This window comes from Granulicatella elegans ATCC 700633 (genome assembly GCF_000162475.2).
Taxonomy (GTDB): Bacteria; Bacillota; Bacilli; order Lactobacillales; family Aerococcaceae; genus Granulicatella; species Granulicatella elegans.
The window spans coordinates 435174-453237 of sequence record NZ_KI391971.1 but is presented as its reverse complement, the minus strand read 5'-3'; the positions used below and the strand labels follow the sequence as shown (position 1 = coordinate 453237).

Annotated in this window: 18 protein-coding genes and 1 pseudogene; 6 read left to right on the top strand and 13 right to left on the bottom strand. The window is 32.8% G+C overall.

Features of this window, described 5'->3' with window-relative positions; all coding sequences use genetic code 11:
* A partial coding sequence (locus HMPREF0446_RS02090) for a transposase (RefSeq protein WP_156902306.1) occupies nucleotides 1-448 on the top strand: 448 nt, incomplete at its 5' end.
* Nucleotides 449-656: 208 nt separating this feature from the next.
* Here the strand turns inward: HMPREF0446_RS02090 and HMPREF0446_RS02085 are convergent.
* Nucleotides 657-1265: a superoxide dismutase gene (locus HMPREF0446_RS02085; RefSeq protein WP_006703063.1), complete on the bottom strand. Its 609-nt coding sequence runs from the start codon at nucleotides 1263-1265 to the stop codon at nucleotides 657-659.
* A 196-nt stretch (nucleotides 1266-1461) separates the two neighbouring features.
* On the opposite strand from HMPREF0446_RS02085, the gene HMPREF0446_RS02080 reads away from it, so the two are divergent.
* Complete coding sequence (locus HMPREF0446_RS02080) at nucleotides 1462-2793, top strand: DEAD/DEAH box helicase (RefSeq protein ID WP_006703064.1); 1332 nt, start codon at nucleotides 1462-1464, stop codon at nucleotides 2791-2793.
* Nucleotides 2794-2831: 38 nt separating this feature from the next.
* Here the strand turns inward: HMPREF0446_RS02080 and HMPREF0446_RS02075 are convergent, their stop codons facing one another.
* Complete coding sequence (locus HMPREF0446_RS02075) at nucleotides 2832-3620, bottom strand: DUF1189 family protein (protein WP_006703065.1); 789 nt, start codon at nucleotides 3618-3620, stop codon at nucleotides 2832-2834.
* A 191-nt stretch (nucleotides 3621-3811) separates the two neighbouring features.
* Between HMPREF0446_RS02075 and zwf the strand changes: the two genes are divergently transcribed.
* Entirely contained in the window at nucleotides 3812-5272 is a 1461-nt protein-coding gene (zwf, locus tag HMPREF0446_RS02070; protein WP_006703066.1) for a glucose-6-phosphate dehydrogenase, read from the top strand.
* Nucleotides 5273-5745: 473 nt separating this feature from the next.
* Here the strand turns inward: zwf and pepF are convergent, their stop codons facing one another.
* The 7 genes from pepF to trpX form a co-directional block, all read right to left on the bottom strand.
* Complete coding sequence (gene pepF, locus HMPREF0446_RS02065; RefSeq protein WP_006703067.1) at nucleotides 5746-7533, bottom strand: oligoendopeptidase F; 1788 nt, start codon at nucleotides 7531-7533, stop codon at nucleotides 5746-5748.
* A 135-nt stretch (nucleotides 7534-7668) separates the two neighbouring features.
* Nucleotides 7669-7869 carry a cold-shock protein gene (locus tag HMPREF0446_RS02060; protein WP_006703068.1) on the bottom strand — a complete coding sequence of 67 codons (201 nt, stop codon included), beginning with the start codon at nucleotides 7867-7869 and terminating at the stop codon, nucleotides 7669-7671.
* 240 nt (nucleotides 7870-8109) lie between these two features.
* On the bottom strand, nucleotides 8110-8391 hold the full coding sequence (locus HMPREF0446_RS02055; protein WP_006703069.1) for an MFS transporter: 282 nt from the start codon (nucleotides 8389-8391) through the stop codon (nucleotides 8110-8112).
* 52 nt (nucleotides 8392-8443) lie between these two features.
* The gene (locus HMPREF0446_RS02050; RefSeq protein ID WP_020991280.1) at nucleotides 8444-9991 is read right to left on the bottom strand and encodes a ClC family H(+)/Cl(-) exchange transporter; all 1548 of its coding nucleotides are present in this window, start codon (nucleotides 9989-9991) and stop codon (nucleotides 8444-8446) included.
* 135 nt (nucleotides 9992-10126) lie between these two features.
* The gene (locus tag HMPREF0446_RS02045) at nucleotides 10127-10912 is read right to left on the bottom strand and encodes an ABC transporter ATP-binding protein (protein WP_006703071.1); all 786 of its coding nucleotides are present in this window, start codon (nucleotides 10910-10912) and stop codon (nucleotides 10127-10129) included.
* 10 nt (nucleotides 10913-10922) lie between these two features.
* Entirely contained in the window at nucleotides 10923-11813 is an 891-nt protein-coding gene (locus tag HMPREF0446_RS02040) for an ABC transporter permease (protein WP_006703072.1), read from the bottom strand.
* 178 nt (nucleotides 11814-11991) lie between these two features.
* Complete coding sequence (gene trpX, locus HMPREF0446_RS02035; protein ID WP_084443482.1) at nucleotides 11992-13095, bottom strand: tryptophan ABC transporter substrate-binding protein; 1104 nt, start codon at nucleotides 13093-13095, stop codon at nucleotides 11992-11994.
* 391 nt (nucleotides 13096-13486) lie between these two features.
* Between trpX and HMPREF0446_RS02030 the strand changes: the two genes are divergently transcribed.
* Nucleotides 13487-14980: a flavocytochrome c gene (locus HMPREF0446_RS02030; RefSeq protein WP_006703074.1), complete on the top strand. Its 1494-nt coding sequence runs from the start codon at nucleotides 13487-13489 to the stop codon at nucleotides 14978-14980.
* A gap of 36 nt (nucleotides 14981-15016) precedes the next feature.
* Here HMPREF0446_RS02030 and HMPREF0446_RS08680 read toward each other — a convergent pair.
* Nucleotides 15017-15146: pseudogene (locus HMPREF0446_RS08680) on the bottom strand (FanG protein).
* A gap of 28 nt (nucleotides 15147-15174) precedes the next feature.
* On the opposite strand from HMPREF0446_RS08680, the gene HMPREF0446_RS02025 reads away from it, so the two are divergent.
* A complete protein-coding gene (locus tag HMPREF0446_RS02025) occupies nucleotides 15175-15789 on the top strand; it encodes a CadD family cadmium resistance transporter (protein ID WP_020991279.1) in 615 nt (204 codons plus the stop codon).
* 11 nt (nucleotides 15790-15800) lie between these two features.
* Nucleotides 15801-16139 carry a Cd(II)/Zn(II)-sensing metalloregulatory transcriptional regulator CadX gene (cadX, locus tag HMPREF0446_RS02020; protein WP_006703076.1) on the top strand — a complete coding sequence of 113 codons (339 nt, stop codon included), beginning with the start codon at nucleotides 15801-15803 and terminating at the stop codon, nucleotides 16137-16139.
* A gap of 249 nt (nucleotides 16140-16388) precedes the next feature.
* On the opposite strand, the gene HMPREF0446_RS02015 is transcribed toward cadX, so the two are convergent.
* The 3 genes from HMPREF0446_RS02015 to HMPREF0446_RS02005 all read right to left on the bottom strand — a co-directional run bounded on the left by HMPREF0446_RS02015 (nucleotide 16389) and on the right by HMPREF0446_RS02005 (nucleotide 17875).
* Complete coding sequence (locus HMPREF0446_RS02015; RefSeq protein ID WP_244875071.1) at nucleotides 16389-17012, bottom strand: low temperature requirement protein A; 624 nt, start codon at nucleotides 17010-17012, stop codon at nucleotides 16389-16391.
* A gap of 131 nt (nucleotides 17013-17143) precedes the next feature.
* Nucleotides 17144-17374, bottom strand: a complete 231-nt coding sequence (locus HMPREF0446_RS02010) for a hypothetical protein (protein ID WP_006703078.1) — start codon at nucleotides 17372-17374, stop codon at nucleotides 17144-17146.
* Nucleotides 17375-17428: 54 nt separating this feature from the next.
* Nucleotides 17429-17875 (bottom strand): flavodoxin, encoded by a 447-nt coding sequence (locus HMPREF0446_RS02005; protein ID WP_006703079.1) that lies wholly within the window; start codon nucleotides 17873-17875, stop codon nucleotides 17429-17431.
* Nucleotides 17876-18064: the final 189 nt, after the last annotated feature.

The window sequence follows — 18064 nt, the reverse complement described above, 5'->3', positions numbered from 1 at the left end:
TATTTTAGAACATTTCCCTGAAGAATATCAACTTCTTCTAACAATTCCTGGTATTAGTGATAATTGTTGTGCCACTATATTAGCTGAAATTGGTCCAAATGTTGATGATTTTAAAACTGATAAGAAATTAGCTTCATGGGCTGGGATGTGCCCAGGTTCTAACGAAAGTGCCGGTGTAAAAAAATCTTCACACACGACGCAAGGCAATAAATATCTTAAACAAGCCTTAGTAATGTCGGTGTTAAGTGTTCAACGTGCTAAAGAAGAAACCTTTTCACTTTTCTATCAGCGAATTTCCAGCAGAGGAAGTAAAATGAAAGCTATTATCGCTTGTGGTCATAAAATGCTTAGAATTATCTATAAAATACTTCAATCGCACCAACCTTATAATAGTCAAAAAGCGTTAGGTCTGCGACAACAGACTAACGCTTTATCTTTGACAATTTAAAAAAATTTCCACTTATATTATAGCATAGGTAGTATCTTTTTGTCTTTTTTTCGTACTTTGTTTCAAATAAAATTTGAGACCGGCAGGGCTGCTGCCGTCCCCTGCTACTATATCCCGGGAAGTCTATTAAAAACTTTCCTATACTAAAAAAACTCTTCAAGTCCCCACTGGAATCTCAAAGAGTTAACAAATCAATATTTCTTAAAAATTATTTTGCAGCTTCATAACGACGAGCTACTTCATTCCAATCAACTACATTCCAAAATGCTGCAATGTAATCAGGACGACGGTTTTGGTAGTTTAAGTAATAAGCATGTTCCCAAACATCTAATCCTAAAATTGGAGTTTTACCATCTGTTAATGGGTTATCTTGGTTTGGAGTAGAAACTACTTCTAATTCACCATTTGAAACAACTAACCAAGCCCAACCTGAACCAAAACGAGTTGCTGCTGCTTGAGAGAATGCTTGTTTGAACGCATCAAAACCACCGAATTTTGTATCGATTGCTGCTGCTAATTCACCAGTAGGTTGACCACCACCATTTGGTGAAATTACTGTCCAGAATAAGCTGTGGTTTGCATGTCCACCACCATTGTTACGAACAGCTCCACGAATATCTTCTGGTACAGATGCTAAGTCTGCTACTAATTCTTCCACGCTTTTTTCAAATAAAGCTGGGTGTTTTTCTACAGCTGCGTTTAAGTTTGTTACATAAGCATTGTGGTGCTTGTCATGGTGGATTTCCATTGTTAAAGCATCCACGTGAGGTTCTAATGCAGAGAACTCATACGCTAATTTTGGTAATTCATAAGTCATAATTAATTCCTCCTATATAGTACAGTTATACGTACTGTTTGATATTTAAAGGATAACACTCTTTCATATGTAAACGCAATTTTTTTGCTTACTTTTTATGATTTTTCTATTATTTAACGGTTCTCTTTTTTAAATCCTTAAAAACTATGGTATAATAACAACGCTTCAAATTAGATTATAGAAAAGAGATGAAAACATGAAATTTACAGATTATCAATTACAACCATTTTTACAACAGGCATTAGAAAAATTATCATTTTCTACTCCAACTAAAATTCAAGAAAAAATTATTCCTCTATTATTAAAAGGAGAATCTGTGATTGGTCAATCCCAAACAGGAAGTGGAAAAAGTCACAGTTTCTTATTACCACTTATTCATAAAATTGATCCAGACAAACAAGAATTACAATTAGTCATTACTGTCCCAAGTCGTGAACTAGCCGAACAATTAGTACGAGTAACTTCTCAATTAATCGAAGAAGCTCCTACTCCTATTCTTTTAGAAAAATGTGTTGGGGGAACAGACAAGCTTCGCCAAGTTCAAAAATTACAACAAACTGCTCCTCATATTGTCATTGGAACTCCAGGACGAATTTTCGATTTAATGCGAGAAAATGCCCTACTTATTCAAACGGCAACAATGATGGTTGTCGATGAAGCTGATATGACTTTTGACTTAGGATTTTTAGAAACCGTCGATGAAATTGCTTCTAGAATGCCGAAAGATTTACAAATGTCAGTATTTTCTGCAACAATTCCAGATAAAATTAAACCATTCCTTAAAAAATATCTTGGGAACCCAAAAATTATTCATGTAGAAAATAAACAATTAGTTTCTCCAACGATTACGAACCAATTATTAGTGACGAAAACAAAAAATCCATTAGAGGTTCTATTTGAATTAATTACATTAGGTCATCCATACTTAATGTTAATTTTCGTAAATACAAAACAAAAAGCGGATGAAGTTACAGCATTTTTACGTGAGAAAAGTTTAAAAGTTGCAACCATTCATGGAGATATTCCTGCTCGTGAGCGTCGTCGTGTAATGAAGCAAATTCAACAAATGGAATATCAATATGTAGTTGCAACAGATTTAGCTGCTCGAGGGATTGATATTGAAGGAGTTTCTCATGTTATTAATTTAGAAATTCCTAGTGAATTAGAATTTTTCATTCACCGTGTTGGACGTACTGGTCGAAATGGTTTAGCAGGACAAGCCATTACTTTCTACACACCAAACCAAGAACAAGCCATCCAAACGCTTGAAGCAAAAGGAATCTCTTTTGAAACAATGGAATTAAAAAATGGCGAATTAGTGGAAAGTTATGACCGTTCTCGCCGTGAAAAAAGAAAAAATACCCAAACTTCTGACTTAGATCCTCGCTTAAAAGGTATGATTAAGAAAGCGAAAAAACATGTTAAACCTGGATACAAGAAAAAACTAACACATGAAATTAAACAAAAACAAAGAATTGAACGCAAAAAACAAAATCGTCAATCTGCAAGAAAGAAAAATAGTAAATAAAGAAAAAAGCTGGAGAACAAAAAATTCTCCAGCTTATTTTATGATGGTCGATTATTTTTTAAAAATTCTCGAATACCTAAAACCCAATTAAAGGAAGTTGCTAAAAAGATAAACTCCCCTGGGCCAATAAAATGAATTCCTAACAAATCAATTACTGTATAAATTAATACAGGTAAAACAGCTGCTCCTAGAACAACTTGCCAACCAATCGGTTTAGGGAAACGGATAAAAACTTTCATAAATAATACAGCTATAACTTTTACTAAGAAAGAAACAATCCATAAAATAATGAATAAGTAAACCGTATTAAATAGGAAATACATGATAAAAATAATCAGTAAACTTAACCAAATATTTTTTTGAAAAGTACTAGCAATATCTTTGAAAAATGATTTATTCATATTTTCTAACTGACTTAACTCAATTTTTTGATGATTAATATTCGTTTCTAAATAAAATCCATCTTTCAATAAGGCAAATACGGGAACTGTTGAAGAGGTTTCATTTAATAAATCTTCACTAGTTGTTTTTCCACTTTCATCAAAAACAAAAATTAAACTATCTGTTTTATAAACAAATCCTTTGTTTTTTTCTTGAGTGATTAATTGCTGATTTTTCACTTCAAACTCTGGTATTTGTTGACTAATCTCTACTAAATCCTGCCCTAATGAGTGAAATAATCCAGCCATTTGAATCATACCTGGTAACATTAATATTAAAGTTAATAAGAAAAATACACGTTTTGAGGACTTCATTGGCTTTACAATAATTTTCCATAATTGTGTTGGATTGAAAATTGCTATCCTCAAAAATTCTTTTATGGTCATTTGATACACTCCTACAAATTGAACTATTGTGTTTAATCTAACATATTTTACTTCCTACATGCAAGAAATGCCCTTTATTTCACTCCTATCTTTCCTTTTCAAAATTAAATTTCATTTTCAGTTCAATTATTAGACATTTTTCCCTTTATATTTTACACTGGAAAAGAAATCTGAACTAGGAGGCATTCATTATGCAAGAACAAAAAGTATTAATTACTTTTTTTGGTGCAACAGGGGATTTAGCAAGTCGTAAATTATACCCAGCACTATTTCGTTTATTTCAAAAAGGATTTATCCGCAATCATTTTGCAGTCATTGGTACAGCACGTCGTGAATGGACTGACGAATATTTTCGTGAAGTTGTTGTGAAATCTGTCCAAAGTTTAACAGAAGATGTCAATCAAGCAGAAGAATTTGCTAGTCACTTCTACTACCAAGCACATAATGTAACGGATACTCATCACTATGTCGTATTAAAAGAATTATCTGAAAAATTAGACCAAAAATATGGCATCGAAGGAAACAGAATTTTCTACTTAGCAATGGCTCCTTCATTTTTCGGAACGATTACTCAGCACTTGAAAGATGAAGCTTTATTAACAGAGAACGGCTATAATCGTTTAATTATTGAAAAACCGTTTGGGAAAGATTATGCATCAGCTCAAACTTTAAACGAACAATTACGTCATTCTTTTGATGAAAATCAAATTTATCGTATCGACCACTATTTAGGAAAAGAAATGATTCAAAATATTACTGCTGTTCGTTTTGCAAACCGTGTATTTGAAACAATGTGGAATCGCAATCACATTGACAATGTTCAAATTACACTAGCTGAACAAGTAGGTGTTGAAGAGCGTGGTGGATATTATGAAACAAGTGGCGCTTTACGAGATATGGTTCAAAACCATATTTTACAAATTTTAGCATTAGTCGCTATGGAGCCACCTCAATCATTTGAAGCAGTTCGTCAAAATAAAATTAATGTATTAGAACAATTACGTCACTATTCTCCTGAAGAAGTTTCCAAAAATTTTGTACGAGGTCAATATGGCCCTTCTTTAGATGGTAACTTACCTGGTTACCGTCAAGATCAAAATGTTTCGGATGATTCTAATATGGAAACTTATGTGGCTGGTAAAGTCTTTATCGATAATGAACGTTGGAAAGATGTTCCATTTTATGTTCGTACAGGTAAGAGCTTAGATTCTAAAACAACTGTGATTGATATTGTGTTTAAAGAAGCAGACTCTCCACTATTCGAAGCCGAAACAAAAGGAAAATGCCCTTCAAATCGAATTTCTATTCATATTACTCCTAAAGAAGGCTTCTGCTTTGTTATCAATTCAAAAGCAGTTGGAAATTCATATGGATTACAAACAAGTCATTTAGAAAAAATCTTTGATAAGATTTTTGGTTTAAATAGTCCAGAAGCTTATGAACGTTTAATTTTAGACTGTATGGAAGGCGATATGACTAACTTCACGCATTGGGAAGAAGTTGCTGCATCATGGAAATTTGTGGATTGTATTCGTCAAGCATGGGATAATGAGGCATCTGTACAATTCCCTAATTATCCTGCAGGTTCATCTGGACCACAAGAAAGTTTTGACTTATTAGCTCAAGACGGACGTTGTTGGGTACAAAAATAGACATAACAAAAAGAGTTAGAGGATTTCCCCTAACTCTTTTTTTATTGAACGAATATAACGCTGTAGTACGACCATGAGACCGCAAGACTGCTACCATCCTAGTACTACCTCAGTCAAGTCTATTTTTTAACGCTCCCTCGTATATCCACATAAGTAACGAAAGACTTGACGCCGTAGTACGAGCAATAGAATCTGTATCACAGATTCTATTGCAGGAAAAGATTGAGACCTTAGGCTCAACTTTTAGCCAAGAGACTCACACAGTGAGGCTACTAGCGTCCTAGTACTACCTTAGTCAAGTCTACTTTTTTTAACGCACTCTCGTATATCCACGTAAAGAACGAAAGACTTGACGCCGTAGTACGAGCAATAGAATCTGTATCACAGATTCTATTGCAGGAAAAGTTGAGACCTAGGCTCAACTTTTAGCCAAGAGACTCACACAGTGAGGCTACTGGCGTCCTAGTACTACCTCAGTCAAGTCTATTCGTTAAACAAATTAATTCTTGTACATAGTCACCAATTGTCTCAATTGTATTTCTCAATGGCTCATCTGTAGAAACATCTACTCCTGCAGCCTTAGCAAGCTCTTCTGCAGTTTTAGAACCTCCCATTTTAAGAACTTCTACCCATTCTGCAGCTTTTTCAGGATTCTCTTGAATCATTTTAGCAACTTGAGTTCCGATTGTTAATCCAGCAGAATAAGTATAAGAATATAATCCCATATAATAATGTGGCTGTCTCATCCAAGTTAATTCCGCACCCTCTGTTAATACCACAGAATCTCCCCAGAATTGTTCTAATGTTTGGCGATAAATTTGGTTTAATGTTTCTGCATCTAAATTTTTACCTTCATCAACTAATCGATACACTTCTCTTTGATAGTGTGCTTCTAATAAATGCGTCACAAAATTATGGTAATAAGTTTTACCAATAATTTGAGAAATGATCCAACGTTTCATTCTAGCGTCAGTTGCATTTTGCAATAAATAATTTTCCACTAATAACTCATTAGCCGTAGATGGTGCTTCAACAAAGTACATAGAAGGTCTAGATAATTGAATATTTTGATGTTGATGCGCCAATTGGAAATGTCCAGCATGTCCTAATTCATGTGCTAATGTCATCACATCATTCATACTTTCCGTAAAGAACATTAAAATAAATGAATTTGCTCCATAAGGGGAGGCACAAAATGCTCCTGTACGTTTTCCAATCGTTTCCGCATAATCAATCCAACGCTCATCAAATGCTCTCTTCATAATAGAAAGATAAGATTCTCCTAGCGGTTTTAACCCATCTAAAATATAAGCTTTTGCTTCTTCATAGCTCACTTTTGGTGCAAAATGAGGGTCTACTTCTAATTTTAAATCTTCATAACGTACTTCATCTAATTGATAAATTTTTCCAATTAATTGCGCATAGCTTCTCATAATTGGTGCTAAATGTTCCATAATTAAATCAATTTGACGATTATATAATTCTCTAGAAACTTTTTGGCGATCTAGTAAATAATCAATAACTGAATCAAATCCTCTTAAAGTAGCCATTGTTTTTTCTTTTTGAACTTGAGCATTATAAGCAGAAGCTGTACTATGTTCATATTTACGTAATGTATTTGAAAATACTTCGAAAGCTTTTCTTCTTATACTTGTATCTTCATCTGACTCTAAACGTTTTTCAAAACTATTATATGTCATTTCAAATTCTTTTCCGTCTACTTCAAAATTAGGGAATTGAATATCTTTGAATTTTATATCATTGTAGTTTTGATAAGGGAAATCTAATGTATTTCCTAGTGCTGCTAATACCGACTCTACTTCTTTTGATAATAAATGTTGTTTATCTTCTAATAATCTTTCAAGATAAATTTTATTTTCTGGATTTTTTGAAGCCTCTGCTAATAAATCTTCCTCTAATTGGCTTAATTCTGGAGAGAAGAAACTTAATGTTGCATCGCATTCTGCTACTACTTTTCTTGTTTGTGCTAAACGATTTTGTGCTTCTCTATCTTTTGTATTCGCATTGACTGCTAAACTTGCATATTGAACAATTTTTCCACGTAATTCTAAAATTTCACGATAATCTGCTAAACTTTGATGAATCACTTCTACAGTATTGATTTGATTTTCAAATGTTTTACAGAAATTTTCTACCAATTGTTTATAGAATTCAATAGACTTTTTATAATCCTCTTCTGTTTTAAATAATAATGTTAAATCCCATGTTTGTTCTACTGGAACTTCTGTTCTTTCTTTCATGTTACCACCTCTTTATAGAATAGTCCTATTGTAGACCGAATTAGAAAACCTGTCAAAAAAATAATTCCAGTAAATTGCTTATGAAACAAAAAATAGAGGCTAGGAAATTCCTAACCTCTTTCTTATTTGATAAAATTATAGTTTTACTACGTTAGCAGCTTGAGGACCACGTGCGCCTTCTTCAACTTCGAATTCAACAGCTTGGCCTTCGTCTAATGATTTGTATCCTTCTGATTGGATAGCTGAGAAGTGTACGAATACGTCACTTCCGTCTTCGCGTTCAATAAATCCAAAACCTTTTTCCGCGTTAAACCATTTTACTTTACCTTGTTCCATGAACATTTTCCTCCTTGTGCCAGAAGCACGGTTATTCATATTTCTGCCTGTGGTTCAAAAAGGAGCTCTTAAAACCCATTTATATCCCTAACAAAAACACTATAGTCAGTATAGCACATTTGAAAGCCTTTTACAAGTCTATTTCCGAACAAATTTAGAAAAGGTCTCAAATGATTCCTTAATAAAATAATGAAAAGAGTGAAATAATACGAAAAATTTTCACTCTTTTCATTAAAAATGTTATGGTTTTTCAGATAATTGTTTGATTTGTTGCTCTAATTGTTCAATTTTCAACTCTTGCTGTTGAATTTGTTCTTTCAATTGAATAAACTCTTCTCGATAAGCCTCAATCGGTGTTTTTGTACGCTTAGATACCGTATTAAATAAATAAACAACCCCAAATAAAACAACAATGATAAATAATAAATACAACCAACTTGTATTTTTACGTGAATATTTTGCAAATGAATCTCCAAATTCTTTCAATTCATCACTTTGTGGACTTAGGTTATGTTTAGCCATTTCCTTCTATCCCCCTTCATTTCCATTTGTCATAGGAAGTATACCATAAAGTTTAAGAAAACGGTAATGCCTTGGTTAATTGTGTCATCATTTCAAATCTTTCGCCAACTAATCCTTCATCACAAACGACAATAAGGATATCTCCAGGTCGCATAATTGTGTCACCACGAGTAATTTCTTCTTTAGCTCCCCTTCTTACTGTTGCAATAACAATATCTTTTGGCCAAGGAATATCTCGAATCATTTTTCCAACTAATGGACTTTCTACCATTACAGGAACTTCGAAAGTTGTTCGTTTTCCTTTTGTTTCATGTGGATGTTCTGAATCTAAGCGTTCCGCTAAAATTTCATAAATAGGACCCATCTTCAAGTAGTCAGCTACAATATAAGCTGTTAACGTACAGATTCCCAGTGGCATTAATTGGTTTAATCCTCCAACCATTTCCGTTACAAGTAATAAAGCTGTTAATGGAGCTTTCCCAATTGCAGAGAAATATCCTGCCATTGCAAAGAAAACAAAACTTACTCGTAAACTAGGATCTACTCCAAAGAATTGAATTAATACTTCTGCATACACTAGCCCTAGCAATGCACCGAGAGAAAGAATTGGAAGGAAAATTCCTCCAGGTAATCCTGTCCCATAAGAAAGCATTGAATAAAATAAACGAAGAATAAATAAAAATGCTAAAAATTGTACGGTATGATTTTCATGAAGTAATTCTAAAATCATTTCACCGCCTCCACCTAATACATGTGGATTCCATAAACCTAATGGAATAATGGCAATAAAGGCAACCATACAGTAGTAATAATTTGGAATAAACGGAAATAATTTCCCATAAATCGCTGGTAATTGCAAGGTATAATGATGATAAACCCATCCAAATAAACCTAAAACAATTCCTAATAAAATAACATAACCATAATGGCTCATTGGAAAGATTTGATCATTTCCTAAATTTAAAGAAGGACGAGCTCCAAAAATATTTAACGATACGAAATTCGAAACGATAGCAGCTGTTAATGTTGTTAAAGCGACTAATGGACTAAATGTATGATGAACTTCTTCTAATACAAACATTAACCCAGCAATTGGTGCGTTAAACGCTGCTGCTAATCCTGCTCCCGCCCCACTTGAAATAAATATATTTTTTTGAACTCGATTACTTTTTAATCCTTCCGCTACCCCTTGAGCAACAGAAGCTCCTAATTGAATCGATGGACCTTCTCTTCCTAATAGCAATCCTGAACCAATTGAAATAAATCCTGCAACGAATTTTTTCCAACAAACAGACCACCAATTCATATCCATCTTACCTTGTAATTGTAGCTCTACTTGTGGAATCCCACTTCCTTTAATATCGGGCTCACTTTTAACAATTTGTCCTAAAATAACAGCCATAATCATAGAAAAAACAATCCATACCGGTAGCCACTGAGGAGATTCTTGTAAATAAGAATAAACAACAATTACTCCTTCTAGTGTTTTCCCAAGAAATAACCGGAATAAACTAACGGTTGTTCCAACTAGTATTCCAATGATAGCACCTATTGCAATATAACTGCTTTTCCCAAATTGTTTACTATTAAACAATCCCACTTTAAAACATCCTTTCAATTTCTAATTATTTCTATTATACCAAATTCCATTAGAATAAAAACTGTAAATCTGAAATGAGGATAAATTTCTGTACAAAAAAGCAGACACTTATTATAAATGTCTGCCTTGTTCTTGTTAAGATTCTTGATTGAAATCTGCTTCGTCTAATTCTGCCATTAATTGGTATAATTTTTCTTCAGTTAACGCTTCTTTTTCTTCTTTTTCGAAAACTTGAATAATTTTTCCACGATGCATCATCATTAAACGATTTCCATACCTTAATGCATCTGATAAATTATGCGTAATCATTAAAGCAGTTAATTCTTTCTCTTCAATAATTTCCTTTGTTAATTGCATAATTTTGCGTTGTGTTTTTGGATCTAGTGCAGCTGTATGTTCATCTAATAATAATAATTCAGGGGTTCGTAATGTAGCCATTAATAATGAAACTGCCTGTCTTTGTCCACCAGATAATAATCCAATTTCTGCATCTAATCGTTCTTCTAATCCTAATTGTAACGGAGTTAATAATGCTTTAAATTGTTCTAATTCTTCAGCAGTATATCCTTTTTTCAATCCACGTTTTAGTCCTCTTCTTAAAGCTAACGAAAGATTTTGAGCAACGGTCATACGAGGTGCTGTTCCTTGTAAAGGATTTTGATAAACACGACTAATATATTTGGCTCTTTCGTATTCAGCTGTATGTTCAACTGCTGCTTCTCCCATGTAAATATGTCCTTTATCTAATGGGAAACTTCCTGAAATGGCATTTAAAAAGGTTGATTTCCCTGCACCATTTCCCCCAACAATTGTAATAAAATCTCCTTTATGAATCGTTAAGTTAATATCAATTAAAGCATCATGACTTCTATTTGTATTTGGGTAAAATGTTTTATGAACATTTTCAATTCTAATATCCATCTTCTACCTCCTATTGTACACTTTTACGGTGACTAATTTTGTAAATCGCTTGTTTAATTTGCGGAATTGTTAAGCAAATAGCGATTAATGCTGCAGATAATAATTTAAAATCATTTGGATCAAAAATATTTAATCGTAAAATTGACGCTTGCAATAAACGATAAATAACTGAACCAAAAATAATACATATTAATCTTCCAACAAATGATTCATCTGCAAAAATCACTTCTCCAATAATAATCGCAGCTAAGGCAATAACAATTGTTCCTAAACCAGAGTTCACATCTGCATAGCCATTATTTTGGGCTAAAACAGCTCCCGCCATCGCAATTAACGCATTGGATAACATTAAACCAAATACTGTCATTTGATTCGTGTTAATTCCAAGAGAAATGGCCATTTTTTCATTATCCCCTGTAGCAATTAATGCTTGACCAATTTCAGTTGCGAAAAAGATATACATCGCTGCAATTAAAATTCCGACAAATACAATTCCGATTAAGATAATATCAAAATACTTCGGTAATTCCATTCCCTCTAAAAAACTAAAAATCGTTTTATAATTTAATAAGGATAAATTTGGACGCCCCATAATTCTTAAATTCACAGATAATAACCCTGTCATTGTTAAAATTCCGGCTAACAAGCTAGGTAATTTACAAACAGTAATTAAAAATCCTGTAACATATCCTGCTAACGCTCCAACAAACATCGCAATAAATGTTGCTAGAAGGGGATGTACACCGTGTTGAATACACATGACACAAGTTGCTGCTCCTAATGGGAAGCTCCCTTCTGTTGTCATATCTGCAATATTTAAAATTCTAAAACTAATAAATAAACCTAATGATAAAATTCCCCAAAGTATCCCTTGAGAAATCGCTGAAATAACTAAATCCATATTTCCCTTCCTTTTCTGTCAAATCTATATGTATCAAAAACCTTTAGATAACTATACCTTATCCAAATGGTATTAGCTATCATTATATGTCATTTATTTTATAAATCATTGAGGGAAGAGAACTTTCTATCCTCTCCCTCAACAATAATGTTTAACCCTCTAGACTTTTTGATTAAAATTATTTTTTAGCAGTAACTTTTTGTGCTTTTTGAGCAATATCTGCTGGAATTGTAATTCCTAATTCTTTCGCTTTTTCTTCATTTAAGTAGATGACACCTTCATTTGCTAATTTAATTGGTGTATCAGCTGGTTTAGCACCTTTTAATACTTCTACTACCATTTTAGCTGTTTCTACACCGATTTGGTATTGGTCAACCCCTAAACCTAACACTCCACCGTCAGCAACCATTGTATCTGCAGATGGGAATACTGGAATTTTTTTAGCATCTGTTGCTTTTACAACTGTTGCCATTGCACTTGCAATTGTATTGTCGATTGGAACAAAGATTGCTTCTACTTGGCTTGCTAAACTTTCTGTTACTTGTTGAATATCGTTTGTATTTGCAATTGTCGCAACTTTTACTTCTAATCCTAAAGCTTTAGCATCTTCTTCTGCTTGTTTAGCTTGTTTTACTGAGTTATCTTCACTTGATGTATATAAAATACCAACTGTTTTTAATGTTGGAACCACTTGTTTCATAATTTCTAATTGTTGTTTAATTGGTGTACGGTCACTAACCCCAGTAATGTTGTTTCCTGGTTTTTTCTCATCTTTAATTAATCCTGCTTCTACTGGGTAAGTAATCCCACCCATTACGATTGGAATGTCTTTAGTTACATTTGCTAATGATAATGTTGCAGGTGTTGTAATCCCAACAATGACATCATTTTTGTTAGAAACTAATTTTTCACTCATTGATGCTAAGTTACTTTGATCCCCTTGTGCATTTTGGAAATCAATTTCTAAATTTTTACCAGCTTCATACCCTTCTTTAGCTAATTCATCTTGAATTCCTTGATAGATTGCATCTAACGCTGGATGGCTTAATAATTGTAATACCCCTAATTTCACTTTTTTATCTTGTGTTGTTGTTTGTGCTACTTGTTGTGTATTTGTTGTTTTTTGAGATGATTTTTGTACTGTATTGTAAATTAATGATCCTAATAATACGACTAATAATACTACTGCAAATCCTAAAATTCCTTTATTTTTTTCATAATAAATTCCTCCAATATAAATAAAACTTTTTTCGAATGAACTCGATAAAGAAAAAGAGACCATTTCTGGTCTCTTAATACAAAAAGACCACGTAGGTTCATTTTTTTAGAATCTACGTGGTCGAGTTCATTCATGTTTAAAATTCCACATAGATACAATTTCACGTCAATGAAGGTTGTATCTATATGTACAAAATGTACGTTAAGAACAACCTGTATCTAGTGGCTTTGCCAACGAGTATTTAATTGTAATACTAATACTTGGTTCATGTTCCTAACTCCTTTTCGCTTGATGTCGTTATTATGCACCGGTTTATATAAAATGTCAACAACTTTTTTTCATTTTTTTGAAATGAAATATTTCTTGTAACAATTTTGTAAAATATTGTAAATTTATGAAAATTATGGTAGGATATTTAAGGCAAAAAAATTTTTTCACAAAAAGGAGAATAGAGATGAAAAAAAGTCTTATGGCTAGTTTAGCTTTCGCCTCAGTTCTATTATTATCTGCTTGCGGAAATAGTAGTACTACAAAAACAACAAAGGAGACGACTAAAACAGAAGCTGTTGCTAGTGCATCTGCTCAAAAATATGCAGATCCTTCAACATTAAAAGACAGCTATGATGTTGTAATCGTTGGTTCTGGTGGTGCTGGTTTATCAGCTGCTATCCAAGCTAAAGAAGCTGGTAAAAACCCAGTTATCTTAGAAAAAATGGCAACAGCAGGAGGAAATACAACTAAATCTTCTGCAGGGATGAATGCCTCTCAAACTAAATTCCAAGAAGCTGAAGGGATTAAAGATTCAAACGATAAATTCTACGAAGAATCTTTAAAAGGTGGACATGGAACAAACAATCCTGAATTATTACACTACTTAGTAGACAACTCTGCTTCAGCGATTGATTGGTTAGATTCTATGGGAATTACATTAAGTAACTTAACAACAACTGGTGGTATGAGCGAAAAACGTACTCACCGTCCTGCTGATGGTTCAGCTGTAGGTGAATACTTAGTAGCTGGATTATTACGTAATGCTTCAGAACGTGAAATTCCAGTTTTCGTAAATGCTGTTGTAAACAAAGTGAACGAAAAAGATGGTAAAGTTACTGGTGTTAACGTTAATATCGATGGCCAAGAAAAAACAATTGCTTCAAACGCTGTTGTTTTAACAACTGGTGGTTTCGGTGCAAATATGGAAATGGTTACTGAATACAAACCTGAATTAAACGGATTTGTAACAACAAACCAAAAAGGTTCAACTGGTGACGGTGTTGTATTAGCGAAAGAAATTGGTGCTGCAACTGTAGATATGGGAGAAATCCAAATCCACCCTACTGTTGAACAATCAACTTCTACATTAATTTCTGAATCAGTTCGTGGTGAAGGTGCAATTCTTGTTAACCAAGACGGTAAACGTTTCTTCAATGAAATGGAAACTCGTGATAAAGTATCTCAAGCAATTATCGGATTACCAGAAAAATATGCATACTTAATTTTAGATAATGCATTAACTGATCGCGCTAAAGCTGTTAAATTCTATGAAAAACGTGGTTTAGTAAAAACTGCTGATACTGTAGAAGGTTTAGCAAAAGAAATTGGTGTACCTGCTGAAAACTTAAAAGCAACTTTAGAAGCTTGGAACAAAGCTGTTGCTGATAAAAAAGATAGCGAATTTGGTCGTTCAACTGCTATGGATCACGACTTAACAACTGGTCCATTCCACGCAATCAAAATCGCACCTGGTATTCACCATACAATGGGTGGTTTGAAAATTAATACAAACGCTCAAGTATTAAAAGAAGACGGTTCAGTTATCAATGGATTATACGCTGCTGGTGAAGTAACTGGTGGAGTTCACGGTGCTAACCGTATCGGTGGTAACGCTGTAGCTGACATCATCATCTTTGGACGTCAAGCTGGAGCACAAGCTGCTGCTTACTTAAAATAATTGATTTACTCTATCTTTTTTAGATAAATATATCATTTAGATATTGAAGTTAAGCCCTGTTATCATTTCGATGGCAGGGCTTTTTAATATTTGGTACACCAACTTCTTATCTATATCTTGGTAGAGTTGAAAGTTGACATCTACAAAGTTTAATATTACAATACATTCAAAAATATATTTGAATGAGGTGTTTTATGATCCAAAATGTTATTACTTCAATAATTCTGTATTCTGGGACAGCCATAGACTTACTTATTATCCTAATGTTATTTTTTGCCAAAAGAAAAAGCAGAAAAGACATCATCAACATCTATTTAGGACAATTTCTAGGCTCTGGTAGTCTAATATTGCTAAGTTTGCTTTTTGCATTTGTCTTAAATTATATTCCTAGCAAAGAGATTTTAGGTTTGCTAGGTTTAATTCCAATTTTCCTAGGTCTCAAAGTTTTGCTTTTAGGAGATTCTGATGGAGAAGCTATTGCCAAAGAAGGTTTGCGCAAAGATAATAAAAACCTGATATTTCTAGTCGCTATGATTACTTTTGCAAGTTGTGGTGCTGACAATATTGGTGTCTTTGTCCCATATTTTACTACCTTAAATTTAGCAAATTTGATAGTAGCTTTACTTACCTTTCTAGTCATGATTTATCTCTTGGTTTTTTCTGCCCAAAAATTGGCACAAGTCTCTTCTGTTGGAGAAACTTTGGAAAAATATAGCAGATGGTTTATTGCCGTTGTTTATTTAGGATTGGGGATATATATCCTGATTGAAAATAACAGTTTTGACATACTAAGGACTATATTAGGCTAGGAGAAAATAATATGAAAAAAGATAGTATCTGCCAAGTGAATGTTATAAATCAACAAAATATTACAACCGCAACGAACTACCTTGAAAAGGAAAAAGTCCAAAAATCACTTCGCATTTTAACAAAATTTACCGATAATAAACAGATAAATATCATCTTCTATCTTCTTGCTGTTGAAGAACTCTGTGTCTGTGATATAGCCTGTTTACTAAATCTCAGTATGGCATCTACTTCCCACCATCTTCGTAAACTAGCCAATCAAAACATCTTGGGTACTAGAAGAGAGGGAAAAATTATATATTATTTTATAAAAGATGATGAAATCAGAGATTTTTTTAATCAACTAGGATAATAACTATTTTTACTACTTTTCCATAATTATAGGGAGATACTCTATGAAATTTTTTGATGAAAATTACTCACAAGAAATTATCAAATGTTTAAGAAAAAAGTATAATTTAAAGCAAAGTGACCCCAAAAAGTCTAATTTTTTGGGGTCACTTCATAATGAGGACTTCATCATTCACTGTAATCGTAGAAATTTTCTTTGCGAATTAAAAATAACACTTACACAATCCATTTAATTGCCTAATACATCTTTTTAGTCTTCTTCTCTTCTATAATCTACTGAAATATATACCATTAAAATGGCCTGTATCGCCAAAGCTAAATAAAAAATTTCTGTATTTCTGTTAAAGATAATTGCAAGTGTTGTACAAATCAAATATACCAGTATATAGGCTTTTATAATTCCCTTCGTTAATTGCACTTCATCTTTGTTATACCGCGTTGTTCCATATAAACATAAATAAAAAACTGTAATTCCAATTAGAATCATTGAGACTCCTATATTTAATAACTGCCCCTCATAATACATCTCAACTCCAGCCGTTATAATGTTGATAGCAATTAAAATAGCAATATGTAAATACACTAACGGTGCTACTGCAACTTCTTGATGATGATTCATTCGAATAGCCGTTTGATAAATATAAGCAGCGAATAAAAATCCAACCATTACAAATGTAAGAATTGACAAAAGGAAATGTTCTGACAATGGATACGTTTTAATAATAGCAATAACCAGTTCTCCCACTGTTAAAATCGTAATTAATTGCATTCGTTCCACTAAATGTGGAAAACTCCAAGACGGTTTCACCGTCTTGGAGTTTTCAAATAGACAAATATGCCAAATAGATAAAGTAGAAACGACAAAGCTTAAAATCCTTTCAAAACTTACGATATGCTCTGGAGTGGAATGTAAAATCCCAACAACCCACTTGTCGCAAGAATAAACACTAAATCAAAAAACAATTCATAGTTCGAAACTTTTTTCCCTTTCATACAACACCTCTTTTAATCCTCATCCTTAATATCAATATCTTCTGGAATTGGTTCATCTATGTATTTTTGGTATTCTTCAATCATTTTTTGCCGTTGCTTTATAAAAAAGTCAAATTGAGATCGATTAATGAGGACTTCATCATCGACTGTAATCGTAGAAATTTGTTTTTCACGAATTAAATATAATACATACGCAATATCTACTTCTAAATATTCCGCAATCCCTTCAATTGTTTGATACATCTTTTTCTCCATAAATAAAAGTAACAGTTCTTTTTCAAACTGTTACCTTCTCTTCTATCCTAATTTTTCTACTAAACTTTTCGCAAAAGCTTCGATATTTTTCACATCTTCTTCTTCCGCATTTAAATCAACTAATACATTTTCTGCACCTTTTGTTGCACCTGTTTTAGCAAATTGTTCATCAAAATCTAATACTGATTGACAGAATTTATCATAGAATGTATCTCCAGAACCTAATGCTCCATAGATTTTTCCACTTAAATCTTCTTCTTCTAATTCTTCATAAAAATCAACGATTTCATCTGGCAAATCACCATCTGTACCATAAGTGTAAGTTGCGACTACACAAATATCATAGTCATGAAATTCATCTGCTGTAGCGGAAGTACATTCTTTAATATCTACTTCTACTCCTTGTTCTTCTAATGATTCTGCTAAAATATCTGCAATTTCTTCTGTGTTTCCTGTTAAACTAGCATATACAATTAATGCTGTTGCCATTTACTTCACTCTCTTTCGTTTCAATTGTTTTTATTATACCAAAAGAATGCCAATAGAGATAGTCAAAACAAAGGATTTATTGATTCATTTTCACAATATTTTTCATTCTAAAACTATTAAAATAACTTTCACTTTGTATTTTTTAAAATTTTTGATATACTCTTTTAATAACTTTTAAAGAATTGAGGG

Bases quoted from the DNA above. Each gene is read 5' to 3' on its own strand.
- HMPREF0446_RS02040 (WP_006703072.1), bottom strand. From the start codon at position 11,813: ATGGATTTAGTTATTTCAGCGATTTCTCAAGGGATACTTTGGGGAATT.
- cadX (WP_006703076.1), top strand. From the start codon at position 15,801: ATGAAAAAAGATAGTATCTGCCAAGTGAATGTTATAAATCAACAAAAT.
- HMPREF0446_RS02055 (WP_006703069.1), bottom strand. From the start codon at position 8,391: ATGGCTAAACATAACCTAAGTCCACAAAGTGATGAATTGAAAGAATTT.
- HMPREF0446_RS02075 (WP_006703065.1), bottom strand. From the start codon at position 3,620: ATGACCATAAAAGAATTTTTGAGGATAGCAATTTTCAATCCAACACAA.
- zwf (WP_006703066.1), top strand. From the start codon at position 3,812: ATGCAAGAACAAAAAGTATTAATTACTTTTTTTGGTGCAACAGGGGAT.
- HMPREF0446_RS02080 (WP_006703064.1), top strand. From the start codon at position 1,462: ATGAAATTTACAGATTATCAATTACAACCATTTTTACAACAGGCATTA.
- HMPREF0446_RS02085 (WP_006703063.1), bottom strand. From the start codon at position 1,265: ATGACTTATGAATTACCAAAATTAGCGTATGAGTTCTCTGCATTAGAA.
- HMPREF0446_RS02010 (WP_006703078.1), bottom strand. From the start codon at position 17,374: ATGTATCAAACAATTGAAGGGATTGCGGAATATTTAGAAGTAGATATT.
- HMPREF0446_RS02030 (WP_006703074.1), top strand. From the start codon at position 13,487: ATGAAAAAAAGTCTTATGGCTAGTTTAGCTTTCGCCTCAGTTCTATTA.
- HMPREF0446_RS02025 (WP_020991279.1), top strand. From the start codon at position 15,175: ATGATCCAAAATGTTATTACTTCAATAATTCTGTATTCTGGGACAGCC.
- pepF (WP_006703067.1), bottom strand. From the start codon at position 7,533: ATGAAAGAAAGAACAGAAGTTCCAGTAGAACAAACATGGGATTTAACA.
- HMPREF0446_RS02060 (WP_006703068.1), bottom strand. From the start codon at position 7,869: ATGGAACAAGGTAAAGTAAAATGGTTTAACGCGGAAAAAGGTTTTGGA.
- HMPREF0446_RS02045 (WP_006703071.1), bottom strand. From the start codon at position 10,912: ATGGATATTAGAATTGAAAATGTTCATAAAACATTTTACCCAAATACA.
- HMPREF0446_RS02005 (WP_006703079.1), bottom strand. From the start codon at position 17,875: ATGGCAACAGCATTAATTGTATATGCTAGTTTAACAGGAAACACAGAA.
- trpX (WP_084443482.1), bottom strand. From the start codon at position 13,095: ATGGTCTCTTTTTCTTTATCGAGTTCATTCGAAAAAAGTTTTATTTAT.